The following is a 25,572-nucleotide window of genomic DNA, read 5'->3' as shown; positions in this document are numbered from 1 at the left end:
GCCGTCCCTGCAACGGAGCGCTGCGTGCCGCGCCTGACCGCACCCCGGCGGCAGGCCGAGGTGTGCGCGCCACTGCCGGCCGCCCACGCCGCTGCGCGTTACGCGCGCCACCTGCCCGAGCGCACGCTGCTGTACGCGCTAGTGCAGGCGCACTACCCGGACTTCATCAGCTGTTCGGCCTGACCGCGCACGAACGCAACGACATCCCGGTCTACGCCGACGGCGTGCGCGTGTTCGAGATCCGCGAGGCGGATGGCCAGAAGGTCGGCCTGTTCTACGCCGACTGGTTCGGCCGCTCCACCAAGCGCCCGGGCGCCTGGATGAACAGCATCCGCGTGCCCAACGGGCTGCTGGGCGAAAGCCCGATCGTGGTCAACAACCAGAACATCACGCGGCCCGCGGCCGGCGAGCGCGCGCTGATCTCGCTCGACGAAGCGCAGACCCTGTTCCACGAATTCGGCCATGGCCTGCACGGCCTGCTGTCGACCGCGCATTACCCGAGCCTGTCGGGCACCGCGGTCTCGCGTGACTTCGTCGAGTTCCCCTCGCAGGTCTACGAGCACTGGATCACCGAGCCGACCGTGCTGCAGGCGCATGCCCGCAATGCCGACGGCGAGGCGATGCCTACGGAGATGCTCGAGTCGCTGCTGAAGGCGCAGACCTTCAACCAGGGCTTCTTCACCGTGCAGCAGCTGTCGTCGGCGATCCTCGACATGCGCCTGCACCAGCTGACCGAACTGCCGGCCGATTTCGATGCCGGCGAGTGGGAAGCCGCGCAGCTGCGCGAGCTGGGCGTGCCGGAGGAGATCGGCATGCGCCACCGCCTGCCGCACTTCAGCCACATCTTCGATGGCGGCTATTCGGCCAGCTACTACGCCTACACCTGGGCGGAAGCGATGGACGCCGACGGCTTCGATGCGTTCAAGGAAGCCGGCAATGTGTTCGACCCGGAACTTGCCGCGAGGCTGCGCCGCGAGGTGTACGAGGTCGGCAACACCCGCGACCCCGCCGAGAGCTACAAGGCGTTCCGCGGCCGCATGCCGACGGCGGAGGCGCTGCTGCGCAACCGCGGCCTGAAGTGATCCACCGCCAGCGGCGATGAAAAGAGGCGACCCGGGCAACCGGGTCGCCTTCTTTCCGGACGGGCGCGGGTGCCTTGGAAGCAGCGGCGCCGCCGTCGGACGCCGCCCGGACCTAACCGGCCAGGTCGGGGAAGGTCTCGGCGAGCGAGCCCTCGTCGGGCAGGATGTAGAAGACCCCGCCGCGTTCGAAGGTCGGGCGCACGACGTCCTCGTAGAACTCCGGCGACACGTTGATGCAGCCGTGGGTGACGCGGTTGTCGTCGGGCGTGGGCGAGGCCAGGCGTTCGGCGCGCCTCTCGTCCGGAGCCCCGGTGGCGGTGGGGTGGATGGACACCGCGGACTCGTAATCGACCCAGAGCACGCGCCCGGCGTCGATCGATGGGCCGTAACCGCCCACGAAGCGGCCGGCAGGGGTGGTGCGGTCGCGGCCCGGGATCTCGCGCAGTGCCAGGCCGGCGATGCCGGGCGCGGTGTGGTCGCCGACCGCCGAGCCGAACAGCCCGGGCGCGGCGCCGCGAAGCCGGCCGTCACCGCCGAACACCAGGATCTGCGCCGCCGCCTTGTCGATCACCGCGAACGGATAGCCCTGGTGGTCATTGGCCGCGACCACCCGGCCGGCGAGTTCGATCACGGTGTCGGAGACGTCCTGGCCCTGCGGCAGCTGGTCGACCGCGGCAGCGGGCCTGGCGGCATCTTCTGCGCTGGCCATGCCGACGCCCGCGAACGCCAGGGCCAGCACCAGGGCGCCATGCAGGGCGCGCTTGGTGGGAAGGGTGCACATACGGATGGGGATTCCTCGAAAAACGGATCAGGCAAACGCCGGGACCCGACGCCCATGCAGGCCATCGGGTCCCGGGATCGGGCCGTGGGTCACGGCCCGGGCAACGCGATCAGCCGCGCGGCACGCGGCGCGGGGCCGATTCCAGCTGCTGCACGCGGCCTTCGATCTGGTCCAGCCGCTGGTTGGCGCGCTGGGCGGCCTGGTTTGCGGATTCCGCGCTCTGGGCCGCGCTCTGCACCCGCGTATCGACCTGGTCGAGGCGCGAATTGATGCCTGCGAACTCGTCGTCATAGGTGGCGCAGGCGGAAAGGCCCACGGTGGCGAGCAGTGCCACACCGAGCGTACGTGCCACCACCAGATGCTTCTTCTTCAGGAACATGACCATCTCCTCTGTCGGGGGCCTCGAATATAGCGGCGTTTGCGGCGACGCCGTGACCCGCCTTCAGCTGACGTTCCATGTCGTGCAATAGCGATGAAGGAGCACAAAGTGACCTTAAGCGGCACGCTCGTACCCACGAAACCGGCCCCGCGGCCCAGGTCATCGCACCGATGGCCCCCGGTCCGTCGGGCCGACCACCTCACCGTCTTCCTTGGTGAACGGCTGCGCCAGCGGCGGCAGGATCTCCAGCACCACTTCGGAAGGCCGGCACAGCCGGGTGCCGGTGTCGGTGACCACGAACGGGCGGTTGATCAGCACCGGGTGCGCGAGCATCGCGTCGAGCAACTGGTCGTCGGTCAGCGTCGGATCGTCGAGGCCCAGGTCGTCGTAGGGCGTGCCCTTGCGGCGCAGCGCATCGCGCACGCCGATGCCGGCGGCGGCGATCATCGCCACAAGCTGCTCGCGCGACGGCGGATCGCGCAGGTACTCGACCACCGTCGGCTCGATGCCGGAATGGCGGATCAGCGCCAGGGTATTGCGCGAGGTGCCGCAGGAAGGGTTGTGCCAGATGGTCGCGTCCATGGGTGGCCTTCAGGTTCCGGTGGAGGTGGCGGCCGCTGCCAGCGCGGCGGCGACCAGGTGGCCCTTGCGTTCGCTGTAGCGGCTGGTCAGGTAGTCGCTGTGGCCGCGCACCAGCAGGGTGAACTTCACCAGCTCCTCGATCACGTCGACCACGCGGTCGTACAGCGCCGAAGGCTTCATGCGGCCGGCGTCGTCGAACTCCTGCCAGGCCTTGGGCACCGACGACTGGTTGGGGATGGTGACCATGCGCATCCAGCGCCCGAGCACGCGCATGGCGTTGACGGCGTTGAACGACTGCGAGCCGCCGCTGACCTGCATCACCGCAAGCGTGCGGCCCTGGGTGGGGCGCATGCCGCCATCCTCGAGCGGCAGCCAGTCGATCTGGTTCTTGAACACCGCGGTGAGGGTGCCGTGGCGCTCGGGGCTCACCCATACCTGGCCCTCGGACCACAGCGACAGCGCCCGCAGCTCACGCACCTTCGGGTGGTCGGCCTCGCAACTGCCCTGCACGGGCAGGTCGCGCGGATCGAACACCCGCGTCTCGGCGCCGAAGTGGCGCAGCAGGCGCTCGGTTTCCAGCGCCAGCTTGCGGCTGTAGGACTCCGGGCGCAGCGAGCCGTAGAGGATCAGGATCCGCGGCGGGTGGCCGCCGTCGACACCGAGGCGGGCGGCATCGGGCACCTCGAGTGCGGCGGGGTCGATGTTGGGCAGGTCGTCGGGGACCGCGGTGATTGCGCGTTCGAAATTCATTCGACTATTCTAGAAACATGGAATTGAACGACGCAAGCGCCGCGCTCTCCGCGCTGGGCCATGTCACCCGCCTGTCGATCTTCCGCCAGCTGGTGGAGGCCGGCCCCGAGGGGCGCACGCCCGGGCAGATCGCCGGGGCGCTGTCGCTGCCCGGGGCAACGCTGTCGTTCCACCTCAAGGAACTCGCCGCCGCCGGGCTGATCGAGGGCGAAGCGCACGGCCGCAACATCTCCTACCGCGCCGACTTCGACGCCATGAACGCCCTGCTCGAATTCCTGACCCGCAACTGCTGCGGTGGCGATGCCGGCCGTTGCGCGCCTGCCTCGTCCCCGTCGACCAAACGCGCGCCGGCGCGCAAGGCCTGATCCATGCTGCTGGCGCTTGCGATCTTCGTCGTCACCATCGTGCTGGTGATCTGGCAGCCACGGGGCCTGAGCGTGGGCTGGAGCGCGAGTTTCGGCGCGTTGCTGGCGCTGGCCACCGGCGTGGTCGGCCTCGCGGACATCCCGGTGGTCTGGGGCATCGTCTGGAACGCCACGCTCACCTTCGTCGCGGTGATCCTCATCAGCCTGTTGCTGGACGAGGCCGGCTTCTTCGAATGGGCCGCGCTGCATGTCGCGCGCTGGGGTGGGGGCCGCGGGCGCACGCTGTTCGTGCTGCTGGTGCTTCTCGGCGCGGCGGTCTCGGCGCTGTTCGCAAACGACGGCGCCGCCCTCATCCTCACCCCGATCGTCATCGCCATGCTGCTGGCGCTGCGCTTCAGCCCCGCGGCCACGCTGGCCTTCGTGATGGCGGCCGGCTTCATCGCCGATACCGCCAGCCTGCCGCTGGTGGTGTCCAACCTGGTCAACATCGTCTCGGCGGACTACTTCGGCATCGGCTTCGCCGAATACGCCGCGGTGATGGTGCCGGTGAACCTGGTCTCGGTGGCCGCCACGTTGCTGATGCTGTTGTGGTTCTTCCGTCGCGAGATCCCGGAGCGCTACGACGTCAGCCAGCTCAAGGACCCGCGCACCGCCATCCTCGACCGCACCACCTTCAATGCCGGCTGGGGCGTGCTGGCGATGCTGCTGGTGGGCTTCTTCGGGCTGGAGCGCGTGGGCGTGCCGATCAGCGCCGTCGCCGGCGCCGGCGCGCTGGTGCTGCTGGCGGTGGCGGCGCGGGGCCATGTCATCCCCACCCGCAAGGTGCTGCGCGAGGCGCCGTGGCAGGTGGTGGTGTTCTCGCTGGGCATGTACCTGGTGGTGTACGGCCTGCGCAACCAGGGCCTCACCGACCACCTCGCCGTGCTGCTGGACGCCTTCGCCGGCCACGGCCTGTGGAGTGCCACGATGGGTACGGGCCTCCTCACTGCGTTCCTCTCCTCGGTGATGAACAACATGCCCACCGTGCTGGTGGGTGCCCTGTCCATCGATGCCAGCCAGGCCGAGGGCGTGGTGCGCGAGGCGATGATCTACGCCAACGTCATCGGCAGCGACCTCGGGCCGAAGTTCACCCCCATCGGCAGCCTCGCCACCCTGCTGTGGCTGCACGTGCTGGCGCGCAAGGGCATCCGCATCACCTGGGGCTACTACTTCAGGGTGGGCATCGTGCTGACCCTGCCGGTGCTGCTGGTCACGCTGGCGGCGCTGGCGGTGAGGTTGAGTGTGGGGTGAGGGGTGAGGGGTGAGGGGGCGACGCGGGCCATCACGCGTGGTTGGCGAATTTCTCGCCAATCGCCGGCGCTTGCCCCGGGACCTTGGCGACTGCATGAGGGCCAAGATGGGCAACGCCGAGGAGCACGACTCGAGCCGATCGCCGAGATGACGGCGACGTATGCGGTGAGCGTTGGAGGGTGGTGGGCCAACTGCGACAATGCCGGGATGAGCCAACTCCAGACCATCGAAGCCATCGAAAAGCGCCTGTGGAGCGCCGCAGACCTGCTGCGCGCCAACTCCGGCCTCGCCAGCAACGAATACTTCATGCCCGTCATGGGCCTGATCTTCCTGCGCCACGCCTACAGCCGCTACCTGGCGGTGAAGCCGCAGATCGAGGCCGGCCTGCCCAGCCGCGGCGGCAACATCCGGCCGCTCAAGAAGGAAGACTTCAGCCAGCAGGGCGCGATCTTCCTGCGGCCCGAGGCGCAGTTCGACCATCTGGTCAGCCTGCCCGATTCGGCCGACCGCGCCGCCGCCATCATCGCCGCCATGGAGGGCATCGAAGCCGACTACACCGCCCTGCGCGGCGTGCTGCCAAAGGGCGAGTACCAGAAGATCGCCAACGACGACCTGGGCGAGCTGCTGCGCAGGCTCAACCCCGAGGAGTTGAAGACCGCCGACGGCGACATCTTCGGCCGCATCTACGAGTACTTCCTCACCCAGTTCGCCGACCAGGGCGCGCACGACGGCGGCGAGTTCTTCACGCCGATCTCCATCGTGCAGATGATCGCCAACCTGATCGAACCCGAGCGCGGCACCGTGCTGGACCCGGCCTGCGGCTCGGGCGGCATGTTCGTGCAGAGCGCCAACCTGGTCGAGCGCAACCACGGCGACCCGGCCAGGGCGCTGACCTTCTACGGCATGGAGAAGAACGCCACCACCATCAAGCTGGCGCAGATGAACCTGGCCGTGCACGGGCTGCAGGGCAACATCGCCGAGGCCATCAGCTACTACGCCGACCCGCACGAGCTGCTGGGCAAGGCCGACTACGTGATGGCCAACCCGCCGTTCAACGTCGACGAAGTCGACGCCGAGAAGGTCCGCAACGACCCGCGCCTGCCCTTCGGCCTGCCCGGCGTGAACAAGGCGGGCAAGGTCAGCAATGGCAACTACCTGTGGATCTCCTACTTCCACAGCTACCTCTCGCCGCGCGGCCGCGCCGGCTTCGTGATGTCCTCGCAGGCCTCCAGCGCCGGCCGCGACGAGGCCGCGGTGCGCCGGCGCCTGGTGGAAACCGGCGACGTCGACGTGATGGTCGCCATCCGCGGCAACTTCTTCTACACCCGCACCGTGCCCTGCGAACTGTGGTTCTTCGACCGGGCCAAGCCCGAGGCGCGCCGCGACCACGTGTTGATGCTCGACGCGCGCAACGTCTACCGCAAGGTCACGCGCAAGATCTTCGACTTCAGCCCCGAGCAGCTGGCCAACCTGACCAGCATCGTCTGGCTCTACCGCGGTCAGCCCGAACGCTTCCTTGCGCTGGTGCGCCGGCACCTGCTGGACAGCGTGTCGGTGGCGGAGGCCAGCGTCGCGCCGCTGCAGGAAGCGCTGGCGCAGGCGGCGGCGCTGGCGGAATCCCTTGGCCGTCATTCCCGCGGAAGCGGGAATCCAGCGTCTTTGGAGGCGCAGAAGATCCTTGAGGATGCCTTGGCAACCTTCGCCAACGACGTGGACGCCTACGCTATCCGCGTGCGGGCCGAGTCGGCCGGTCCCATCGCTGTAGAAGCAGACAACACCACCCTGCACCAGGCCAGCGCCCGCCTGGCGCCACTGGCCAAGACCAGCCGCGACCTGCTCAAAGCCGTCGACCACCTCTACAAGCTTGCCGGGCACGTGCTGGACGCACTGGACGGCGAGGGCAGGACCCGCGACCTCAACCGCCAGCGCAAATCCGCCGACGAAGCCCGTCGTGCCGCGGTCGAAGCGCTCAAGCCCGTGCGCTACTTCCACCGCCAGGCGCTGTGGCTGCAGGAGCGCTTCCCGGACGCGCAGCTGCGCGACGTGCCGGGACTGGTGAAGCTGGTCAGCCGCGCCGAGATCGAAGCCAACGACTGGTCGCTCACGCCTGGCCGCTACGTGGGCGTGGCCCCGGAGGAAGTGGACGAGGAGTTCGACTTCGAAGCCGCGCTGCGCGACATCCATGTCGAGCTGAAGGGCCTGAACGAGGAGGCGGTGGAGCTGGCGGCGAGGATTGCGCGCAGTTTCGAGGGGCTGGGTGCGTGAGTTGGACGCAGAAGCCGCTCGCCGAGGTCGCGGAGCTATGCCTCGGGAAGATGCTGGATGAGAAAAAGAACAAGGGCGAGCTGATGCCTTACCTGGCGAACGTCAATGTTCGCTGGGGAAAGTTCGATCTCGACGGATTGCGTGAGATGCGCTTTGAGCCTCACGAACGGGAGCGCTACGGTTTAAAGAGTGGCGACATCGTGATGTGCGAAGGCGGCGAGCCAGGCCGCTGCGCGATCTGGAAGGATGAAGTGCCTGGGATGATGATCCAGAAGGCGCTTCATCGGATCAGGCCACGCGAAGAACTGGACCATCGATTTCTGTACTACCAGTTCCTTCTGAAGGGCCGGGCAGATGGGTTCAGCGGTCTGTTTACGGGCTCAACCATCAAACACCTGCCCGGACAGAATCTCGCAAAAGTTGAGGTCAGCTATCCCTCCAGGTCGGAGCAGGAGCGTATTGCCGAGGTGCTTTCGGCCTACGACGACCTGATCGAGAACAACCGCCGCCGCATTGCGCTGCTGGAGGAATCCGCCCGCCTGCTGTACCGCGAATGGTTCGTGCACCTGCGCTTCCCCGGCCACGAGCATGTCAAGATGGTTGAGGGTTTGCCTGAAGGTTGGTCTCGGAAACGTTTAGCAGAGCTTGTTTCGCCCCAGTACGGGTTCACCGAAACTGCTTCGACCGACATGATCGGTCCAAAATTTCTTCGTGGCACTGACATCAATAAGAGAAGTTACGTCGACTGGAGCAGCGTCCCCTTCTGTCCTATCGATGATCAGCAGAAAAGAAAGTACGCGCTGAAGCGCGGGGATATCGTGGTCATTCGAATGGCCGACCCGGGGAAGGTTGCGATTATTGAGGAAGATGTCGATGCGGTTTTCGCCTCGTACCTGATCCGCTTCAATCTGGTGTCGGATAACCTTCGGCCGTACTACTTGTTCTTTTCGCTTGACTCTGAGGACTATCAAGCGTTCGTAGGAGGGTCAAGCACTGGTGCAACGCGAAAGACCGCAAACGCGAGTCTGCTGACTTCTTTTCCGCTCTGCGTGCCGACAGTCGCGTTGCAGATGGAGTTTGAAGATTCAATCAAGCCCTTGCGAGGGCAGATAACAGTTCTTCTGCGTCAGAACGCGAAGCTCCGCCAAGCCCGCGACCTCCTGCTCCCGCGGCTCATGAGCGGCCAGATCCAGCCGAACGATACGTCTTATGCATAAGACGTAATGCTTGATATGTCTTATGCATAAGACTAGTCTGGCCCCATGGCCCGTTCGACGTCCGTCCGCACCTACTCCCGTTACAGCCTGCAGGCGCTGAGCCTGCTGGGGGCGCTGCTGCGCGCCGCGCGGATCGAACGCAAGCTCGGCGCCGCCCCGTTGGCCGAGCGCGTGGGCATCTCGCGCGACATGCTCTACCGGATCGAGAAGGGCGACCCCCGCTGCGAGATCGGGGTGGTGTTCGAACTGGCTGCGATCCTCGGCGTGCCGCTGTTCGAGCCCGAGCTCGGCGCGCTGCAGCAGCGCAGCCGCGAGGTCGAGGACCGGCTGGCGCTGCTGCCCAGGGCCGTGCACGCGCCGCGCGGCGAGGTGAAGGATGACTTCTGAGCCGCAGGCGCCGCCGCGCGAGGCCTATGTCTGGACCTGGCTGCCGGGCCGGGTCGAGCCGGTGGTGGCCGGGCGCCTGGCGCCCACGCCGCAGGGACTGCAGTTCAACTACGGCCGCAGCTGGCTGGAGCGGGGCGACGTGGTGCCGCTGTACCTGCCCGAGCTGCCGCTTCAGCCCGGCCTGCTGCCGCTGCCAACCGGCCTGGCCATGCCCGGCTGCCTGCGCGATGCCGCGCCCGATGCCTGGGGGCGGCGGGTGATCCTCAACCGCGCGCTGGGCGGCGCGGGCCGCGATGCCGATACCGCCGTGCTCGACGAGCTGAGCTATCTGCTGCAGTCGGGCTCGGACCGGATCGGTGCGCTGGATTTCCAGGCCTCGCCTTCCGAATACGCGCCGCGCGAGGGTGATGGCGCCTCGCTGGAGGAACTGCTCGACAGCGCCGCGCGCGTGGAGCGCGGCCTGCCGCTGTCGCCGGCGCTGGCCCAGGCGCTGCAGCACGGCACGTCGATCGGCGGGGCACGGCCCAAGGCCACGCTGGCCGACGATGGCCGTCGCTGGATCGCCAAGTTCTCCAGCAGCGGGGACGTGCAGCCGCTGGTGAAGCTGGAGTTCGTGGCGATGCGCCTGGCCGCGCTGGCCGGGCTGGACGTGGCGCCGGTGAAGCTGGTGCAGGCCGCGGGCAAGGACGTGCTGCTGGTGGAGCGCTTCGACCGGGTCTTGCACGCCGACGGCCACTGGCGGCGGCGCGGGCTGGTCTCGGCGCTGACCCTGCTGGCGCTGGACGAGATGATGGCCGCCTACGCCAGCTACGAGGACCTGGCCGAGATCGTCCGCCACCGCTTCGAGGCGCCGCGGGCCACGCTGCGCGAGCTGTTCGGGCGGCTGGTGTTCAACATCCTGTGCGGCAATACCGACGACCACGCGCGCAACCACGCCGCATTCTGGGACGGCGCGCGGCTCTCGCTGACGCCTGCGTACGACATCTGCCCGCAGGCGCGCGCCGGGCAGGAGGCGACCCAGGCGATGAAGATCCTGGGCGAGCAGCGCTTCAGCCGCCTGGCCCTGTGCGTGGAGGCTGCGCCGCGCTTCCAGTTGTCGGCGGCGCAGGCCCGGGGCATCATCGATGCGCAACTGCAGGTGCTCCACGCCCATTGGCGGGATGTCTGCGACGAGGCCGGGCTGGGCGAAGCGGAGCGCAACGCGCTGTGGGGGCGCCAGTTCCTCAACCCGTTCGCACTGCAGGGCTACGGGGACACCTGAAGGGGCAGGGGCCGCATGGCGTTGAACGAGGACACGCTGGTCCAGCAGACCGCCGCCGACTACCTGCGCGAAGTGCTCGGCTGGCGCAGCGAATACGCCTACAACACCGAAGTGCTCGGCCCGGAAGGCAGCTTCGGTCGCAGGACCGAACACGAGGTGGTGCTGACCCGCATCCTGGGCGAGAAGCTCGTGACGCTGAATCCTGGTCTCCCGGACGCGGCCTACCGGGATGCGCTGCGACAGATCGTGGAGGTGGGCGCCGGCCTGGCCGGCATGGCGGCCAACCGCGACAAGTACCGGCAGCTGCGCGACGGGGTGAAGGTCACGTTCCGCAAGCCCGACGGCAGCCTCGATGCGCGCACGCTGCGCGTGTTCGACTTCGACGTGCCGGAGAACAACGACTTCCTCGCCGTGCGCGAGCTGTGGGTCAGGGGCGACCTCTACCGCCGCCGCCCGGACATCATCGGCTTCGTCAATGGCATCCCGCTGCTGTTCGTCGAATGCAAGACGATCCACCGCAACCTGCGCAAGGCCTTCGACCAGAACCTGAAGGACTACCAGGACACCATCCCGCAGCTGTTCCACCACAACGCATTCCTGCTGCTGGCCAATGGCAACGAGGCGAAGATCGGCGCGCTGGGTGGCCGCTACGAGCATTTCCACAACTGGAAGCGGCTGGACGAGGCCGAGCCGGGCGTGGTGGACATGGAAACCCTGCTCAAGGGCGTGTGCGACAAACGCAACTTCCTCGACCTGTTCGAGAACTTCATCCTGTTCGACGACGTGGGCGATCGCAGCATCAAGATCGTCGCCCGCAACCACCAGTTCCTGGGGGTGAATCGTGCCGTCCGCGCGGTGGGCGAGCGTGATCGCAACCTGGGCCGGCTGGGCGTGTTCTGGCACACGCAAGGATCGGGCAAGAGCTATTCGATGCTGTTCTTCACCCGCAAGGTGCACCGGCGCATCGGCGGCAACTACACCTTCCTGATCATCACTGATCGCGACGACCTCGATGGCCAGATCTACCAGACGTACGTCGGCTGCGGCGTGGTGGGCGAAGGGGACGATGCGCGCGCGGCGAGCGGCGCGCACCTGAGGCGACTGCTGGGTGAGCACAAGGGCCATGTCTTCAGCCTGGTGCAGAAGTTCAACGAGCAGGTCGACCCCGAAGAGCCGTACTCCCGGCGCGAGGACATCATCGTCATCAGCGACGAGGCGCACCGCACCCAGTACGGCACGCTGGCGCTGAACATGCGCAACGCGCTGCCGGGCGCCAGCTACATCGGCTTCACCGGCACGCCGTTGATGGGCGACGACGAGGTGACGCGGCGGGTGTTCGGCGACTACGTGTCCACCTACGACTTCCAGCGCGCAGTCGACGACGGCGCCACGGTGCCCCTGTACTACGACGCGCGCGGCGAGAAGCTGAAGGTTGCCACCGACGACCTCAACCAGCGCATCGCCGACAGGCTGGCCGAGTTCGAGGACGAACTGGCGGACGACCCGGATGCCGAGCGCAGGCTGCAGCAGGCCATGGGACGCGACTACCACGTCATCACCGCGGGCGAGCGGCTGGACCGCATCGCCCGCGACTTCGTGCGGCACTACGCGGAAGGCTGGGAAAGCGGCAAGGCGATGTTCGTGTGCATCGACAAGCCGACCTGCGTGCGCATGCACGGCCTGATCGAGACGTACTGGACGGAGCTCATCCACGCGCTGACGCTCGAGAGGAACCGGCTGAGCGACCCGCAGGACCTGGCCCGGCGCGAGCGCCAGCTCAAGTGGATGGCCCAGACGCAGTTTGCCGTGGTGGTGAGCGAGGAGCAGGGCGAGGTCGAGCGATTCCGCAACCTCGGCCTGGACATCATTCCGCACCGCCGGCGCATGAAGGACGGCTGGAGCGTGCCGGGCGCGCCCAGGCCGTTGACCATGGAGGACGCGTTCAAGAAGCCGGACCATCCCTTCCGGGTGGCGATCGTCTGTGCCATGTGGCTCACCGGCTTCGACGTACCCAGCCTGGGTACGCTGTACTTGGACAAGCCGCTCAGGGCCCACACGCTGATGCAGGCCATCGCCCGCGCCAACCGCGTGGCCGAGGGCAAGACCAACGGTCTGATCGTGGACTACTGCGGCATCCTGAAGAACCTGCGCCGCGCGCTGGCGACATTCGCGGGCACACAGACAGGCGGCGAGGCCGGCGATGCAGACGGGACCGATCCTGCGCAGCCGCAGGATGCGCTGCTGGAGCGGCTGGACGCCTCGCTGGCCGAGGTCGAGGGCTGGATGGCCGGGCGCGGGATTCCGCTGGGCGCGATCCTCGACAGCGCCGGTTTCGAGCGCAACAAGGCGATCGTCGTCACCAAGGAATCGATCAACGAGAACGACGAGGTCCGCAAGCGTTACCAGCTGATGGCGCGCGACGTGCTCGCCCGCTTCCGGGCCTGCGTGCACGTGGAGGGCGTGAACGCGCGCCGGCCGCACGTGGATGCCATCGGGCTGGTCTACCGCAGCCTGCAGGAAGACGTGGACAGGCGCGACATCAGCCACATCATCCACGCACTGCGCGCCGAGGTGGACGCTGCCATCGCAACTGCGGACGCCGAAGTGCCGCCCGCCGCTCCTGCTGGAATCCAGGACCGCCCTCTCTTCGATATCAGCAGGATCGATTTCGCTGCCCTGGCGGAAGAGTTCAAGCGGAGCGCCCGGAAGAACACCGTGGTGCAGAGCCTGAAAGCGATGATCGAGTCGCGTCTCGCCCGTCTGCTGGAGAAGAACCCGATGCGCGCTGACCTGCAGGCGCGCTACGAGGAAATCGTCGCCGAATACAACCGCGAGAAGGATCGAGCCAGCATCGAGGCGACCTTCCAGCATCTCACAATCATCACGCAAGCCATGAGCGAGGAGGAGCAGCGTGCCGTCGAGCTGGGGCTCGACGAGGAGTCCTTGGCCCTGTTCGACCTGCTGCGCAAGCCGAATCTGGACAAGGGAAGGTCTGAGCAACTCGACCCAACTGGGCGACAATAGCGCGACCTGAATTGGATGACGATCGATGCAACTGACGTTCGGTGATGCCGAAGGCCTGGGCCAGCGCAAGCGGACCCGCAAGGAGATCTTCCTGGCGGAGATGGAGCAGGTGGTGCCGTGGAATGCGCTGCTGAAGCTGATCGAGCCGCACTATCCGAAGATGGGCCGTCCCGGCCGGCAGCCCTATGCGGTCGCGACGATGCTGCGCATCCACTTCCTGCAGCAGTGGTACGCGCTCAGTGATCCGGCCATGGAAGAGGCGCTGTACGACACGGCGGTGCTGCGGCGATTCGCCGGCCTCAGCGGGCTGGACAACATTCCCGACGAGACCACGATCCTCAACTTCCGTCGGCTGCTGGAAACGCACGAACTTGCGCCGCAGCTGCTGGAGCGGGTGAACGCGCACCTGGCCCGCAAGGGCCAGAGCTTGCGTGCGGGCACGATCGTGGACGCCACGATCATCGCGGCGCCGAGTTCGACCAAGAACAAGGACGGCCAGCGCGACCCGCAGATGCAGCAGACGAAGAAGGGCAACCAGTGGCACTTCGGGATGAAGGCGCACATTGGCGTGGACGAGGAGTCGGGCCTGGTGCACCACGTGGAGTGCACGGCGGCGAACGTGGCCGACGTGACGCAGGTGCACAAGCTGCTGCACGGCCGGGAGGACACGATCAGTGGCGACAGCGGCTACACCGGTGCGGACAAGCGCGAGGAACTGCAGCAGGTGCAGGCCGCGTTCCGGATCGCGGAGAAGCCGTCGAAGCTGCGGGCGATGAAGAACACGCGCGAGCGCAAATACGCCGAGCGCTGGGAGCACTTCAAGGCCAGCGTGCGGGCAAAGGTGGAGCACCCGTTCCGGGTGGTGAAGCGGCAGTTCGGCTACACCAAGGTGCGCTACCGCGGCTTGGCGAAGAACGCGGCGCAGGTGCTGACATTGTTCGCGTTGTCGAACCTGTGGATGGCGCGACGACACTTGTTGCTGCCGGCGGGGTAAATCCGCCTGGTGGACGGGGAAACCCGTCGAAAAGCGCCAGAAGTGGCGAGAAAGTGATCACATCGAGGTCGATCAGGCGCCTTGGCGCTGAAATCTAGGCATCAGCGCGCTTTGATCAGACCTTCCCAAGGTCGACGTCGAGAAGCTCAAAAGCGTTTCCACGGGACTGCTGGCAACCCTGAAGGCGTGCCTTTCGCAGATCGCCGACTGGCAGGCCACCGAGGGCAACCGGGATACGGTTCGCGTGGTCATCCATGACTACCTGTATGCCGATGCCACAGGCCTGCCGGTGGATGCTTATGAGGAAGATGACATAGAGACCTTGACAGACGATGTGTTCCGGCACGTGTGGAGGGCCTATCCGACCCTGCCTTCGCCGGTGTACGCCGCGACCTGACGGACGGGGCCGTGCCAGGCGTTCACCAAGACGCTTTGTCCTTATGGGGCGAAGGTCGCGTCCCGGGCGTGCGCCGCGTGCGATCAGCGGAAATGGACGAACGAACTCCCGTCGGCGACGAAGTGCAATGGCAAGCCTTCGGCCGCGACGTCTGCGCAGATGACACGCAGGACGGGTCGCCGGCCTTCGGCTGCCGATAGCTGATAGGCAGTCTCCCGCGCGTCCGCAAGCCCCGTGTGCCAGGGATAGATCAACACGGCCTCATTGCAGGGGTAGACGGCGGCGTAGGCATTGAGTTGGTACGCATGCGCGTCTGGGGGTGCGAGTCGCCCGCGTCGATCGATATCGACCCGGCTCCATTTGGTATCCGCCACGGCCAGCACTTCGGTCCCGGCGTTTAGGACGAGGTCGGGCCTCAGGCGGAAGAACTTCCTGTCGGGATCGCCCATTAGATCGGCCAGGTGCCGCCCGGTGTGTTGCGAGTGCAGCTGCAGCCCCTTCGACCCGGCGCGCTGCCGCAGCCTCGTTGCCACGGCGGCTTCGAACAGCCTGTTCATGTCGAACAGCAGTTCTGGAGCGGAGTTCGTGCCCTGGCGAATGTCGGGTGACAGCAACCGCAGGATCCAGCCGGCCCATCGCAGGGCCGGCGCGTAGTGATCGACCTGTCGGTCTTTGGTCAGTCGGCCATGCAGCGACAGGCCATCCCTGCGCGACGGTATTTCATCAAAGGCGGCTGCCATCTCCAGCCAAAGCCGTCCCGACTCCACGCCTCGTGCCCAGGGGCGGGCTGCAATCAGCGCTGCTTTGAGGACCTGGTTCCAGGGATTGTCGGCGGTCAGTTCGTCGAAACGACATGCAATCCGATCCACCCGCATCGCATGGGTGGTGGCCTGGCGCTGCAAGAGCAATCGCCCACGGATGACCCTTAGATCTTCTTCGTTGGTGCCGTAACGGCGCACCAGCCCGACTCGGACCAATCGCGCCAAGGCCTGCAGATAGGCAAGCACGAACACATCCAGGAGTTCCCGCTGCTGCAGGCCGTGGCCCACGCTACCGCCCGCGAAGATGGGCAGGTCGTATGCCCACCGCAGCAGCCGGAGCAAGGTCCCGCGTGCCAAGGCAGGGTCGACGTGTTCACCCACCTTCGGCAGTACTTCGAGGAAACGCCCGCTGCCGAGGCTCACCAGCCCCACGAACTGCGAGAGGCGTACCGAACGATGACCGAGGGTACAGAATCCCGGCCGCTGTTGGGCCATGGACGCGAGCCGCTCGGCCTCGACAGCGGAAAGCGCCGACTCGCCGCTCCCCACGGGAAGCATCTCGTGCTCGAGGGCAGTCAACGTCCGGAACTCCATGGGTCAGGCGGGCGCGTCTGAAGTGTCGTAGATCGATCGGAACGTCTCGGCAGTCCAGGTGGCCGAGTCGGTCAACGTATAACGCACACGTTCCTGCGCGCTGATGTCGGCATGGCCACCGAAAACGTCGGCTGCCGCCAGCGACTCGGCGCGCAGGAACGGAGAACCTCCGCTGCGTGCGGCGAGTACGAGTGCAATGCGGCTCCAGTCGTCGAAGAAGTATTCCTGCAACAGTGGGATGACCTGCAATCGGAACGCAGTGCGCAGATCTTCAAGGCTAGCGACGCGAGTGAAGTAGGCATGGCCGATGAGGCGATCGCGGTCCGCCAGGAACTCGAGCCGTTCGTTGATGGCCTGGAGAAGCCTGGCCAGCTCCACGCCTTCTATCCGCCGCTGCAGCACCCTGTAGTCCGGTGGCATCTCTTCGAACTCGAACCGCCGCCGCAATGCGATATCGAGTAGGGCGATGGACCTGTCGGCGGTGTTCATGGTGCCGTAGAGATCGAGGTTCTCCGGCACACCGAAGCGTTCGCCATCGCCGTCTTCATCCCCCGTGCCTGGCAGCTGGACTTCCATGCCACCCACCAGCGCGCCCTCAGCGTCATAGCGGGCACGCTTGTCGGGTTCGATGAGCGTGATGAGTTCACCGAAGACCTTCGCGATGTTGGCCCGGTTGATCTCGTCGATGAACAGCGCATACGGCTTCCCGGGGTTGGCGCGAGCCTCGGCGCAGATCTGTTTGAACACGCCATCCATCATCCGAAAACCGGTCGTCCCTCTTTCACCGCTGTTCTCCATGACCACCGGACGCAGGCCGATCACGAAGTCTTCGTACGAGTACGAAGGATGGAAGGTCACCACGCGATATCTCGCCACCGCTCGGCCTGAAACGCCCGGGCCTGCTTTCCAACTATCCAGGAGCTCGGCGGCGTCGCTGTCGCCGTCCCGCCACTCAGGCAGGACAGTCCAGTCGGACGCCTCGTTCTTCGTAAAGAGGAAGGGCGGGCGGCGGTCTGCGACGTTGACCGTGGTCACCTCGAGGGGGGTGTGACTCTGCAGGTATCCCCAGACGGTGGCCCGAACGTTGCTTCGCTTGCGCTGGGAGGCCTTGGCCTTGATCAGGGCGTGCTGCTCGAGCGATGTGACCTTGATCGGGTGAGCGAGGTCTGCAAGTGCGGCCGCAATCACCGCTCGCCAGCCGAATCTCGCGACCAGCCCGAGTTCCCAGGTGGCCCTGTCTACATCTGCCGGTTGATCCGTGTACCTGGCAAACAACTGCTGGAGTTTCCAGGTCTTCCCCGTCCCAGGCGGTCCGTACAGGATCAGGTTGCGGGCAGCCCCGTGCTTTCGTGAGTACGCAGGTACGGGCTCGGCGACGACACGTGTATCGACCTCTTCGTCCGTACCGGTGTCATCCGGTTCGTTGGGCTTCTTCCACTGGTCACGCAGCGGCTCGACATAGAAGTCGATCTCTGTCGTCCCGTAGCGTTGCTCCAGGTTACGGCGCAGTTCGAGCAGCGCGTCATCCAGTTGACGGTCGGTCCAGCGGCGGGTTTCCCTCGCCGTCGCCACCCCGAATCCCTGCAGGACCTTGTATCGGTCGCCATTGCTCGACATGCGTTCCACGCGCTCTGGAAACAGGAAGTACCGGAGCATGTGACGGAACTGGCGATCGCCGCTTTCCGGGATCGTGTCTATCCAGGCGAGGAACCGGTCGTAGTCCGCGAATATCCCGGCCCGCTCCTCGATGGGCAGCGACTTGATCGACTGACCCAGTCTCACCAGGTAAACCATTTCCCGCCAGCGATTGGTGTTTACCCCCATCCCGCCGGATCCGATGCCGTCCAGCATCTTGTCGGTCAGCATCGGGTGTGAGGGGTCGAGCGTCTCCCCGGACCAGCCCCATACCTGAAGGACCTTTGCCCGCTTAGTGTCTTCCGTGATGTTGCTTGGGAACAGGAACAGAGCCCACAGCAATTCAGCCATCAGCTTGCGGGCAGGGGGTGGCGCATCCTCGAGCTGAGTCCGCAGCTTCTCGAAGAAGTTGCCGCTGCCCACATCCAGACGCTGCAGGAAATGGCGATCCAGCACGTCGTAGTTTGCGGCCGTACTGATCGCGCCTTCCCCGAGGATGCTGCCATCCCTCACAAGGCACCGCTGAACCCACTCGCGGCCGGCGGCCGTGATGGTCGGGGCGTCGTGGTGATAGGTATAAAGCGCCATACAAGGCTCCGATTGATTCCCGCGAGCCTCGGACTCGTAGCTCGCTCGTGACGGCAGGTCGATTGAGATGTTGGGTCTTTGACGATCACGGGTGAGTATGTCAGTCCACCGCGACACATGAGATCCAGGCAGCTTCCCGCGAAGTCAGTGTCGGAAGCTCGCAACCGGCATCATCCACACATGGCCGAGAGCACCAAGCTGACCGGCGACTGCGGAGATCTCCATGTCCACATCTTCCTCCCTGCAGATCAGGGTTGCGCTGCCAATCGCCCTGGCCCTCGCACTCTCCGCCTGCACCACGCCTGCGGCTTCGGCGGCCTCGCCGACCCACGACGAGACAACCATGCAATCCCCGGTACTCGAACGCTTCGCCACCCCCGTCGACGGTATCCACAGCGGCGGCCGGATCACTGCCGACGATCTGCCGGCGCTGCGCGCGGCGGGCATCCGCCATGTGATCAATCTGGCCCCGGCGGCGGAGACGCCCGGCTTCGACGAGGCGGGCGCGGTACGTGCGGCGGGGATGCGCTACGACACCCTGCCCATTGCCGGCGCGGGTGATCTGGACCGCGAGACGGTGGTGGTCTTCGACCGGCTGCTGCAGGCGGCCGACGGGCCGACGCTGGTGTATTGCGCCAGCGGCAACCGGGTGGGCGCGCTGGCGGCGCTGCGTGCGGCGTGGCTGCACGGTGCGGACGAGGATGCTGCCGTGGAGGAAGGGCGGCGCTGGGGCCTGCGCGGGCTGGAGGGCGAGGTGCGTGGGCGACTGGCGCGCGAGCGCTGCGTGGCCGATGCGCGCGACGCTGACGGCGCGGCGCGCTGCGACGCCGCGGGCTGAGTTGGTGCATGTGGGAAGGTTGACAGTCATGACACCCGCCGCAGCGCTGTGTAGATTCAGGGCCTGAATGGATGCGGGAGACAAGGATGTCGACACTTTGGATCGTCGTTGGCGATACGACCACGAACGGGGGCGCCGTGATCGCGGGTTCCCCTTTCACGGATGTGCACGGCAAGCCCGTCGCCAGGATAGGTGACGCTGTCGTGTGCGGCCTGCACGGGCCGACATCCATTGCATCGGGCGACAGCACTCTGATCATCGACGGCGCACTTGTGGCGCGCCACGGTGACAAGTGCGCCTGCGGGTGCTCACTGTTGGCGGTAAGACAGATGTCGACCTCAGTGGAATCCGCGCCATCGTTTGCCCGCCGGGCTGATGCATCTGCGGTGGGCACTGCCACCGCTGCAGTGATGGGTGCAGTTGCACGAGCCAAGCAGGAGCAGGAGGAGCACACAGCTGCGGTTGGGTTCGATGGGCGAAGGACTGCTGCCGGCGTCGTAGATCCGTCCAAGGCCCGGGACGCCGTGCGCGACGCCAATACGGCGCCCCGCGAAGCTGGGGCCTACCGGTCCTATGACACGGAACTCGAGGCAGCGCACGCCTGGAGGCAGCACGTGCTGCCCCGTGGCGGACAAACACGGTGTAGAGATCGGTGCCCTGATCACCCGAGATGCCTCGGGGCAGTACCACCTGGGGCCTGCGTTCTCGAACGGCGCTTACGACAACGTCAACGGCCTCCTCGAGAATGGCCAGCAGGTCGCCGGTACAACCACCGCCTACATCCACACGCATCCCTACCCAGGCGGTTGGGTGGGTGCTGACCGGTCGTTCGCGTTCGGTGAGGAACCGGACATCACCCGAAGTGGTCTCCTGGGTGGGACCAACATGGGACCGGACGTCGCTGGCGATCTCGTGTCCGCCTACAGTGAGCAGCTCAACGCATACATCGCCGACAGTGCCGGCCTGCACCAGTTCGATTACAGGCGATACGTGGAACTGCAGCGCCAAAACGCTGGCGGCGTGCGCCTGGGCGACGCTTTCAGGAGCCTGGGACCATGAAGTTGGTCGTGCTCGCGGGCTTGCTCGCCCTGGTTGCCTGCGGTGGTCCGGTGGCGGGTGTGGACGCTGTCGCGCCAGCTTCGACCCATGGCCCCGTAACCGAGGAGCCCCGCTACTGCACCCAGGCAGGCGGCTTCGAAGTACCGCTGTGCAGATACGAACTTCGGGAACTCGCCGGGATTCACGACGACGTGGCTGTCGAGGTTCGGGGATACCTGAAACGCGGGCCAGGGGGCGTGCTTTCTGTTGCTCCGTCACCAGACGGTTCCGGTGCCGTGCCGATCACGCAGATCAATCCAGAGCATGCAGAAGGCTGGTATCTCGATGCAGTCGAGGGCCGTCTGGTGGCCGTTCGCGGTCACTACCGCCACGAACAGAGAGCTCTGGACGTGCTGTCGCTGCGCTGGGTGCAGGAGGAGGGGAGGGAGCCCCCGTCGTTCCCGCCACCTGCACAACGGGGGCGGCCGTCAGCCAGACCCATCGATCCCGCCCAGCCCTGATGTGAGGTGGTGCGAACTGGCCGCGCCACGCCACATGCGCTGCTATATGAGGCGGATGTCGCTGCCTGATCCACGTGCAGCGTGGCAGTGACGACCGGCCCGACGGGCGTGCTCAGGCCGCCATTTACCGCCCTTTGCTCGCAGTCGTGTGCGCTGGCGTCGGCGCAGCGCTGCATGGCGGGAGTCGTCCTCGGCAGCGCGGCGCAGCTGTCGACTCAGGACAGGAAATCCACCAGCAATTTGCGCTTGTCGACCGGCAGCTTGCGGAAAGCGGCGAGCAGGCTGGCCTCCTTGTCGCTGAGGCGCCGCGAGGTGGGAGGCGGCTCGCCGGCGCCCAGCTGGAACTGCCCGCGTCCGGTGGCGAGCCACTCGAAGCTGACGTCGAAGTCGATCGCGAGTTCGATGATGCGCGACAGTTCGGGCAGGGCGAGACCGGTGAGCCATTTGCGGGCGGTCTCGCGCGAGACCGCGTAGCGGTCGGCGAGCGCGCCGGTCCTCGCGCGACCTTCCGGGAAATGTGCGCGGTCCAGCGCGTGTCGCAGGCGGGATGCGAAGTCCTGGTGGAGTGCAGCCATCGAGTGTCGTGCTCGTCGCTTCAAAGCGCCACGGGGCAGGCCATGGCAGCGCAGGCTGCACCCATGGACGGGGCGCCCGATGCCGAGGCCCGCCCTCGTTACACCTTCGGCATCACCCTCTCGCAGGTGGATGCGCTGGCCCGCCTGATCCAGGCGGTGTCCGCGCATGGCGACGTGGTGGCCGTGGGGCCGTTGGACGATCTGGCCGATGGCACGCTGCCGCAATTGGGGCAGGCGATCTGCGATGCCGCCGATGCGCTGCGCGCCATCCTCGACCAGGTGGAGGACCAGGGGCTCGCCGCGCCCGCGCGGCCCGGCGTCGCCGAGGCGCGCGCGGCGTACTGCGTCGGCCCTCTAGATGGCACCGCGGGCCGCGGCTGGCGCGCGGGGCCGGGCGGCATCGGCATCGCATCGGTGCACTGATATCCGCTGGCAGGCGCGGGTCGACCGGTGGCCCCGGCAGGCGGCGGCCCGCTCCTGCTGGCTCCCGGCTCCGGCGCTGTTGGCTTTGATCGAACAGCGCGGAGCGGCCGGTCCGTTGGCTCAGGCCGCCATTTCCTCGCAGTGGCGTGCGCACTCGGCGCAGGCGTCGGCGCAGCGCTGCATGGCGGGGTCGTCCTTGGCCATCGCGGCGCAGCTTTCGGCGCAGGCGCGGCAGATCGCGGCGCAGGCCGCGCAGGTGTGCACGTGAACGTCGGCGCCGCGCAGCATGGTGTCGGCGCTGGTCCTGCAGATATCGGCGCAGGCCATCATCAGGGTCATGTGCGTGTGTTCCACGTGCCGGCCGCCCTGGCGCAGGCAATGGGCGATGGTTTCCAGGCAGATGGCGTGGCACTCGGTGCAGGCCTGGATGCAGTCGTCGAGATGGCCGGACTGCGCGGTGCCGTGGTCGTGATGCATGGGGGTTCTCCCGTCGGTGCGTGGCCCGACCATGCCTGCAGGCCCGTGGACGTGCCGTCGCCATGCGGCAGGCACCCGTCGGATGCGGTGCGGGGCGGCCCCGGGGCGGGGCATGGTGATCCCGGGTGATGGGGGCTGCCGTCGGCCCGGCAGTCCGGCACGCGGCTTGCAGGGAGGGCGTCGATCCACCCCCTGAGTAACCGCATGTCGCACACCGCGCAGTCCACTGTCATCGCCGGGCCCTGGACGGGCCGGCCCCATGCACCGGCCACCCGCACGCCGGAGCGTCGTCGCGCCGCCCCGTCGGCCGATGCCGCGCGCCTGCGCGACGGCCTGGCGCAGGCACAGCGCGTCACCCTGGAAGCGCTGGAGATCTTCGGCTGGCGCCTGGCCTTCGTGCGCCGTCCGCTGTTCCAGGCGCCGATCCCGGTGCTGTTCGACCAGGCGGGCACGCGCCACGTGGTGATCCTCGAAGACGGCACCCTGGACGAACAGTCCACGCTGAAACTGCGCAACTGACCGCCCTGTGGCGCCATGCCGCGGCGGGATGATCGCGCGGCGGAAACCGGGGGCGGCCTAGACTGCGGGCTCCGCCACCCCGGAGAGCCCCCATGGCCCGTGACCCGCAGATGCCCGCCGCCTTCCTCGGCCACGGCAGCCCGATGAACGCACTCGAGCGCAACCGCTTCACCGATGCCTGGCGGGCGTTCGGGGCGTCGGTGCCGCGGCCGCGGGCGATCCTGGTGGTCTCCGCGCACTGGTACATCAACGCCACCGCGGTCACCGCGATGCCGCGGCCGCGCACCATCCACGACTTCTACGGCTTCCCGAAGCCGCTGTTCGAGGTGCAGTACCCGGCGCCGGGGCTGCCGGAACTGGCGGAGGAAGTGGCAGAGGTGGCCAAGCCGGATTCGGTCGGCGCCGACCACGACGGCTGGGGCCTGGACCACGGCACCTGGTCGGTGCTGGTGCATGCGTTCCCGGATGCCGACATCCCGGTGGTGCAGCTCTCGATCAATGCGCAGAAGCCGGCCGAGTGGCACGTGGCCATGGGTGCGAAGCTGGCCGCGCTGCGCGAGCGCGGGGTGCTGCTGGTGGGCAGCGGCAACGTGGTGCACAACCTGCGCGCGATGGACTGGAAGCAGCCGGGTGCCGCGTTCGACTGGAACACGCGCTTCGACGAGGCCGCGAAGCAGCTGCTGGCCGAACGCCCGGGCGATGCCGCGGCGCTGGTCGACCATCGCGACTACGCGGCGTCGGCGCCCACCGCCGAACACTTCCTGCCGCTGATGTACCTGGCCGGCTTCGCCGCGGCGACCGACCGCGGCGCCAACGTGCTGGTGGAAGGCCCCGCCTACGGCTCGCTGTCGATGACCAGCTACGCGGTGGGCGCCGACTGCCCGCCGCGGTCCGATGCCAAACCGGAAGCCGCCGAACTGGGCACCGTGCTGCCGCCCGAGGTCAGCAATATCTGAGGGCCCTGCCTGCGGGCGCGCGCGGCTGCGCCCGGTCTTCATGCCCCCGGGGGTAGCGTGGGTTGCACACCCACAGCAGGAGGACGACATGGCCAACAACACCGACGAGCGCCGCGAGGACGTCGCGCCCAAGGGTGGCCACGCCAGTGCGAACACCGAGGTGGCGCCGCCCGGCGGTCACGCGCAGCGCAAGGGCGAGGGCGGCAGTGCCGACGAGCAGCTGCGCGATGCCGGCGAGGACGGCGGTGCGCGCAGCGATGCCGGCCGCAACGTGGCCGACGTGGACCGCGATGGCGGTGGCGGTGAGACCGGTACGCGCCAGCAGGGCGGCGGCTCCCAGGGTGATGGCATGGGCTGAGGCGCGGCCCCGCCCGCCCGCCAGGAGTGCGCGATGAGCAACCAGCCCAGCGCGCCCGGGAACGCTGATGATCCCGCCGCGCGCGTCGCCGCGGCGATGGAGCCGCTGCCGGACGATTTCGACGACGCCTTCGCCGCGGCCTTCGACCGCTACGCCGAACGCCGCGTGGTGCTGCTCGGCGAGGCCAGCCACGGCACCTCGGAGTTCTATCGCGCGCGTGCGGCGATCACCCGCAGGCTGGTCGAGCGCCACGGCTTCGGCATCGTCGCCGTGGAGGCGGACTGGCCCGATGCGGCGGCGGTCAACCGCCATGTGCGCGGGCTGCCGCAGCGTGAGGGCCAGCCGCCGGTATTCCAGCGCTTCCCGACCTGGATGTGGCGCAATGCGGAAGTCGCCGAGCTGGTCGGCTGGCTGCGCGCGCGCAACGCGGGGCTTCCCGAGGCGGAACGTGCCGGCTTCTACGGGCTCGACATGTACAGCCTGGGCGCCTCGATCGAGGCTGTGCTCGCGTATCTGGATGACATCGACCCGGAAGCGGCGGCCGAGGCGCGCAAGCGCTACGGCTGCCTGACGCCCTGGCAGCAGGACCCGGCGGGCTATGGCCACGCGGTGACGGCCCGGGGCTATCGCGGCTGCGAGGACGCCGTGGTGCGCCAGTGCCGCGAGCTGCTCTCGCGCAGGCACGACGCTGCCGATGGTGATGACGGCGCCGCGGCCAGCGAGGACCTCCTCGATGCCGCCCAGAACGCGCGGCTGGTGGCCTCGGCCGAACGCTACTACCGCACCATGTACTACGGCGGTGCGGAAAGCTGGAACCTGCGCGACACCCACATGTTCGAGACCCTGTGCCAGCTGCTGGAGTCACGGCCCGGCGCACGCGCGGTGGTCTGGGCGCACAACTCGCATATCGGCGACGCCCGCGCGACCGAGATGGGCCGTTCGCGTGGCGAGCTCAACATCGGCCAGCTGTGCCGCGAGCGTTTCGGCGACGACTGCGCGCTGGTCGGCTTCGGCACCCACGAGGGCGAGGTGGCGGCCGCCGACGACTGGGGCGACGACATGGAGGTGATGCGCGTGCGGCCCTCGCTTGCCGGCAGCGTGGAGCGGCTGTTGCATGACACCGGCATCGCGCGTGGGCTGCTGGACCTCGAGGCGGCGCGCCGCGATTCCACGCTGCGTCGCGTGCTGGGCGAGGAACGGCTGGAGCGCTTTATCGGCGTGGTCTACCGGCCGGCGACCGAGCGTTACAGCCATTACGCCGGCGTGTCGCTGCTGGAGCAGTTCGATGCATATGTGTGGTTCGACCGCACCACCGCGGTGACCCCGCTGGGCGCGCAGCACCCCGCCGCCGGACCACCCGAGACCTGGCCGACCGGGCTGTAGCGCGGCCTGGGTGCTTCAGCAGAAAGGGCGCGCCCGGCTGATGTACGCGCCGGACACCGTGCACGCGCCGTCGGCTGCAGCATGTAGCCCGCGTGGGGGGCGGCTTCGCACGGTTTCGACCGCGACATCGTG

General features: G+C 67.6%; 27 protein-coding genes and 1 pseudogene. 20 read left to right on the top strand and 8 right to left on the bottom strand.

Annotated elements, in window-relative coordinates; genetic code table 11:
- Positions 1-24: 24 nt before the first annotated feature.
- Both LDO11_RS06195 and LDO11_RS06190 read left to right on the top strand, forming a co-directional pair.
- The gene (locus LDO11_RS06195) at positions 25-183 is read left to right on the top strand and encodes a hypothetical protein (protein ID WP_232140922.1); all 159 of its coding nucleotides are present in this window, start codon (positions 25-27) and stop codon (positions 181-183) included.
- Entirely contained in the window at positions 171-1,082 is a 912-nt protein-coding gene (locus LDO11_RS06190; RefSeq protein WP_232140908.1) for a M3 family metallopeptidase, read from the top strand. The genes LDO11_RS06195 and LDO11_RS06190 overlap by 13 nt, the downstream gene beginning before the upstream one ends.
- Before the next feature lie 112 nt (positions 1,083-1,194).
- Here LDO11_RS06190 and LDO11_RS06185 read toward each other — a convergent pair whose 3' ends face one another.
- The 4 genes from LDO11_RS06185 to arsH all read right to left on the bottom strand — a co-directional run bounded on the left by LDO11_RS06185 (position 1,195) and on the right by arsH (position 3,574).
- Positions 1,195-1,863 (bottom strand): hypothetical protein, encoded by a 669-nt coding sequence (locus LDO11_RS06185; protein ID WP_435574610.1) that lies wholly within the window; start codon positions 1,861-1,863, stop codon positions 1,195-1,197.
- Positions 1,864-1,972: 109 nt separating this feature from the next.
- Positions 1,973-2,242, bottom strand: coding sequence for a hypothetical protein (locus LDO11_RS06180; protein ID WP_129135426.1), 270 nt, complete (start codon positions 2,240-2,242; stop codon positions 1,973-1,975).
- Positions 2,243-2,401: 159 nt separating this feature from the next.
- On the bottom strand, positions 2,402-2,824 hold the full coding sequence (gene arsC / locus LDO11_RS06175) for an arsenate reductase (glutaredoxin) (protein ID WP_129135427.1): 423 nt from the start codon (positions 2,822-2,824) through the stop codon (positions 2,402-2,404).
- A gap of 9 nt (positions 2,825-2,833) precedes the next feature.
- Positions 2,834-3,574 (bottom strand): arsenical resistance protein ArsH, encoded by a 741-nt coding sequence (gene arsH / locus LDO11_RS06170; RefSeq protein ID WP_232140765.1) that lies wholly within the window; start codon positions 3,572-3,574, stop codon positions 2,834-2,836.
- Between the two features lie 17 nt (positions 3,575-3,591).
- On the opposite strand from arsH, the gene LDO11_RS06165 reads away from it, so the two are divergent.
- The 9 genes from LDO11_RS06165 (at position 3,592) to LDO11_RS06125 (ending at position 14,774) form a co-directional block, all read left to right on the top strand.
- Entirely contained in the window at positions 3,592-3,939 is a 348-nt protein-coding gene (locus LDO11_RS06165; RefSeq protein ID WP_232140764.1) for an ArsR/SmtB family transcription factor, read from the top strand.
- 3 nt (positions 3,940-3,942) lie between these two features.
- Complete coding sequence (locus LDO11_RS06160) at positions 3,943-5,229, top strand: arsenic transporter (protein ID WP_129135430.1); 1,287 nt, start codon at positions 3,943-3,945, stop codon at positions 5,227-5,229.
- A 207-nt stretch (positions 5,230-5,436) separates the two neighbouring features.
- Complete coding sequence (locus LDO11_RS06155) at positions 5,437-7,494, top strand: class I SAM-dependent DNA methyltransferase (protein ID WP_232140763.1); 2,058 nt, start codon at positions 5,437-5,439, stop codon at positions 7,492-7,494.
- Entirely contained in the window at positions 7,491-8,711 is a 1,221-nt protein-coding gene (locus LDO11_RS15845; RefSeq protein ID WP_232140762.1) for a restriction endonuclease subunit S, read from the top strand. The genes LDO11_RS06155 and LDO11_RS15845 overlap by 4 nt, the downstream gene beginning before the upstream one ends.
- A 45-nt stretch (positions 8,712-8,756) precedes the next feature.
- Positions 8,757-9,098 (top strand): helix-turn-helix transcriptional regulator, encoded by a 342-nt coding sequence (locus LDO11_RS06145; RefSeq protein ID WP_232140761.1) that lies wholly within the window; start codon positions 8,757-8,759, stop codon positions 9,096-9,098.
- Positions 9,088-10,359, top strand: coding sequence for a type II toxin-antitoxin system HipA family toxin (locus tag LDO11_RS06140; protein ID WP_232140760.1), 1,272 nt, complete (start codon positions 9,088-9,090; stop codon positions 10,357-10,359). Before LDO11_RS06145 ends, LDO11_RS06140 begins: the two co-directional genes overlap by 11 nt.
- Positions 10,360-10,374: 15 nt before the next feature.
- A complete protein-coding gene (locus LDO11_RS06135) occupies positions 10,375-13,383 on the top strand; it encodes a type I restriction endonuclease subunit R (protein ID WP_232140759.1) in 3,009 nt (1,002 codons plus the stop codon).
- A 25-nt stretch (positions 13,384-13,408) separates the two neighbouring features.
- Positions 13,409-14,377: an IS5 family transposase gene (locus LDO11_RS06130; RefSeq protein ID WP_232140758.1), complete on the top strand. Its 969-nt coding sequence runs from the start codon at positions 13,409-13,411 to the stop codon at positions 14,375-14,377.
- A gap of 244 nt (positions 14,378-14,621) precedes the next feature.
- Entirely contained in the window at positions 14,622-14,774 is a 153-nt protein-coding gene (locus LDO11_RS06125) for a hypothetical protein (RefSeq protein WP_232140757.1), read from the top strand.
- Positions 14,775-14,857: 83 nt separating this feature from the next.
- Here the strand turns inward: LDO11_RS06125 and LDO11_RS06120 are convergent, their stop codons facing one another.
- Both LDO11_RS06120 and LDO11_RS06115 read right to left on the bottom strand, forming a co-directional pair.
- Positions 14,858-16,129 (bottom strand): McrC family protein, encoded by a 1,272-nt coding sequence (locus tag LDO11_RS06120; protein WP_232140756.1) that lies wholly within the window; start codon positions 16,127-16,129, stop codon positions 14,858-14,860.
- 3 nt (positions 16,130-16,132) lie between these two features.
- Complete coding sequence (locus tag LDO11_RS06115) at positions 16,133-18,352, bottom strand: AAA family ATPase (protein WP_232140755.1); 2,220 nt, start codon at positions 18,350-18,352, stop codon at positions 16,133-16,135.
- A 223-nt stretch (positions 18,353-18,575) separates the two neighbouring features.
- Here LDO11_RS06115 and LDO11_RS06110 point away from each other — a divergent pair, with 223 nt between their 5' ends.
- The 4 genes and pseudogenes from LDO11_RS06110 (at position 18,576) to LDO11_RS06095 (ending at position 20,749) form a co-directional block, all read left to right on the top strand.
- Positions 18,576-19,190, top strand: a complete 615-nt coding sequence (locus LDO11_RS06110; RefSeq protein WP_232140754.1) for a protein tyrosine phosphatase family protein — start codon at positions 18,576-18,578, stop codon at positions 19,188-19,190.
- Between the two features lie 71 nt (positions 19,191-19,261).
- A pseudogene (locus LDO11_RS15840) lies at positions 19,262-19,495 on the top strand (PAAR domain-containing protein); the annotation flags it as partial.
- A 319-nt stretch (positions 19,496-19,814) separates the two neighbouring features.
- A complete protein-coding gene (locus LDO11_RS15835; protein ID WP_232140921.1) occupies positions 19,815-20,249 on the top strand; it encodes a hypothetical protein in 435 nt (144 codons plus the stop codon).
- The gene (locus tag LDO11_RS06095; protein ID WP_129135440.1) at positions 20,246-20,749 is read left to right on the top strand and encodes a hypothetical protein; all 504 of its coding nucleotides are present in this window, start codon (positions 20,246-20,248) and stop codon (positions 20,747-20,749) included. Before LDO11_RS15835 ends, LDO11_RS06095 begins: the two co-directional genes overlap by 4 nt.
- Positions 20,750-20,964: 215 nt before the next feature.
- Here the strand turns inward: LDO11_RS06095 and LDO11_RS06090 are convergent, their stop codons facing one another.
- Positions 20,965-21,324, bottom strand: a complete 360-nt coding sequence (locus LDO11_RS06090; RefSeq protein ID WP_232140753.1) for a helix-turn-helix domain-containing protein — start codon at positions 21,322-21,324, stop codon at positions 20,965-20,967.
- Between the two features lie 63 nt (positions 21,325-21,387).
- Here LDO11_RS06090 and LDO11_RS06085 point away from each other — a divergent pair, with 63 nt between their 5' ends.
- Complete coding sequence (locus tag LDO11_RS06085; RefSeq protein WP_232140752.1) at positions 21,388-21,747, top strand: hypothetical protein; 360 nt, start codon at positions 21,388-21,390, stop codon at positions 21,745-21,747.
- A gap of 120 nt (positions 21,748-21,867) precedes the next feature.
- Here LDO11_RS06085 and LDO11_RS06080 read toward each other — a convergent pair whose 3' ends face one another.
- On the bottom strand, positions 21,868-22,224 hold the full coding sequence (locus LDO11_RS06080) for a four-helix bundle copper-binding protein (RefSeq protein WP_232140751.1): 357 nt from the start codon (positions 22,222-22,224) through the stop codon (positions 21,868-21,870).
- 204 nt (positions 22,225-22,428) lie between these two features.
- Between LDO11_RS06080 and LDO11_RS06075 the strand changes: the two genes are divergently transcribed.
- The 4 genes from LDO11_RS06075 (at position 22,429) to LDO11_RS06060 (ending at position 25,440) form a co-directional block, all read left to right on the top strand.
- Positions 22,429-22,743 carry a hypothetical protein gene (locus LDO11_RS06075; protein ID WP_232140750.1) on the top strand — a complete coding sequence of 105 codons (315 nt, stop codon included), beginning with the start codon at positions 22,429-22,431 and terminating at the stop codon, positions 22,741-22,743.
- 92 nt (positions 22,744-22,835) lie between these two features.
- Positions 22,836-23,699: a 4,5-DOPA-extradiol-dioxygenase gene (gene ygiD, locus LDO11_RS06070; protein ID WP_232140749.1), complete on the top strand. Its 864-nt coding sequence runs from the start codon at positions 22,836-22,838 to the stop codon at positions 23,697-23,699.
- Positions 23,700-23,787: 88 nt separating this feature from the next.
- Entirely contained in the window at positions 23,788-24,057 is a 270-nt protein-coding gene (locus tag LDO11_RS06065; RefSeq protein ID WP_232140748.1) for a hypothetical protein, read from the top strand.
- A gap of 33 nt (positions 24,058-24,090) precedes the next feature.
- Positions 24,091-25,440 (top strand): erythromycin esterase family protein, encoded by a 1,350-nt coding sequence (locus LDO11_RS06060; RefSeq protein ID WP_232140747.1) that lies wholly within the window; start codon positions 24,091-24,093, stop codon positions 25,438-25,440.
- The last annotated feature ends 132 nt before the right edge of the window (positions 25,441-25,572 follow it).

The organism is Alterluteimonas muca (assembly GCF_021191595.1).
Lineage (GTDB): Bacteria > Pseudomonadota > Gammaproteobacteria > Xanthomonadales > Xanthomonadaceae > Luteimonas > Luteimonas muca.
This window is presented reverse-complemented; position numbering and strand designations above follow the sequence as displayed.

Excerpts from the sequence above, each read along its gene's own strand:
- LDO11_RS06185 (WP_435574610.1), bottom strand. The coding sequence starts at position 1,863 with ATGTGCACCCTTCCCACCAAGCGCGCCCTGCATGGCGCCCTGGTGCTG.
- LDO11_RS06180 (WP_129135426.1), bottom strand. The coding sequence starts at position 2,242 with ATGTTCCTGAAGAAGAAGCATCTGGTGGTGGCACGTACGCTCGGTGTG.
- arsC (WP_129135427.1), bottom strand. The coding sequence starts at position 2,824 with ATGGACGCGACCATCTGGCACAACCCTTCCTGCGGCACCTCGCGCAAT.
- arsH (WP_232140765.1), bottom strand. The coding sequence starts at position 3,574 with ATGAATTTCGAACGCGCAATCACCGCGGTCCCCGACGACCTGCCCAAC.
- LDO11_RS06165 (WP_232140764.1), top strand. The coding sequence starts at position 3,592 with ATGGAATTGAACGACGCAAGCGCCGCGCTCTCCGCGCTGGGCCATGTC.
- LDO11_RS06160 (WP_129135430.1), top strand. The coding sequence starts at position 3,943 with ATGCTGCTGGCGCTTGCGATCTTCGTCGTCACCATCGTGCTGGTGATC.
- LDO11_RS06155 (WP_232140763.1), top strand. The coding sequence starts at position 5,437 with ATGAGCCAACTCCAGACCATCGAAGCCATCGAAAAGCGCCTGTGGAGC.
- LDO11_RS06145 (WP_232140761.1), top strand. The coding sequence starts at position 8,757 with ATGGCCCGTTCGACGTCCGTCCGCACCTACTCCCGTTACAGCCTGCAG.
- LDO11_RS06140 (WP_232140760.1), top strand. The coding sequence starts at position 9,088 with ATGACTTCTGAGCCGCAGGCGCCGCCGCGCGAGGCCTATGTCTGGACC.
- LDO11_RS06135 (WP_232140759.1), top strand. The coding sequence starts at position 10,375 with ATGGCGTTGAACGAGGACACGCTGGTCCAGCAGACCGCCGCCGACTAC.
- LDO11_RS06130 (WP_232140758.1), top strand. The coding sequence starts at position 13,409 with ATGCAACTGACGTTCGGTGATGCCGAAGGCCTGGGCCAGCGCAAGCGG.
- LDO11_RS06120 (WP_232140756.1), bottom strand. The coding sequence starts at position 16,129 with ATGGAGTTCCGGACGTTGACTGCCCTCGAGCACGAGATGCTTCCCGTG.
- LDO11_RS06115 (WP_232140755.1), bottom strand. The coding sequence starts at position 18,352 with ATGGCGCTTTATACCTATCACCACGACGCCCCGACCATCACGGCCGCC.
- LDO11_RS06110 (WP_232140754.1), top strand. The coding sequence starts at position 18,576 with ATGTCCACATCTTCCTCCCTGCAGATCAGGGTTGCGCTGCCAATCGCC.
- LDO11_RS06095 (WP_129135440.1), top strand. The coding sequence starts at position 20,246 with ATGAAGTTGGTCGTGCTCGCGGGCTTGCTCGCCCTGGTTGCCTGCGGT.
- LDO11_RS06090 (WP_232140753.1), bottom strand. The coding sequence starts at position 21,324 with ATGGCTGCACTCCACCAGGACTTCGCATCCCGCCTGCGACACGCGCTG.
- LDO11_RS06085 (WP_232140752.1), top strand. The coding sequence starts at position 21,388 with ATGGACGGGGCGCCCGATGCCGAGGCCCGCCCTCGTTACACCTTCGGC.
- LDO11_RS06080 (WP_232140751.1), bottom strand. The coding sequence starts at position 22,224 with ATGCATCACGACCACGGCACCGCGCAGTCCGGCCATCTCGACGACTGC.
- LDO11_RS06075 (WP_232140750.1), top strand. The coding sequence starts at position 22,429 with ATGTCGCACACCGCGCAGTCCACTGTCATCGCCGGGCCCTGGACGGGC.
- ygiD (WP_232140749.1), top strand. The coding sequence starts at position 22,836 with ATGGCCCGTGACCCGCAGATGCCCGCCGCCTTCCTCGGCCACGGCAGC.
- LDO11_RS06065 (WP_232140748.1), top strand. The coding sequence starts at position 23,788 with ATGGCCAACAACACCGACGAGCGCCGCGAGGACGTCGCGCCCAAGGGT.
- LDO11_RS06060 (WP_232140747.1), top strand. The coding sequence starts at position 24,091 with ATGAGCAACCAGCCCAGCGCGCCCGGGAACGCTGATGATCCCGCCGCG.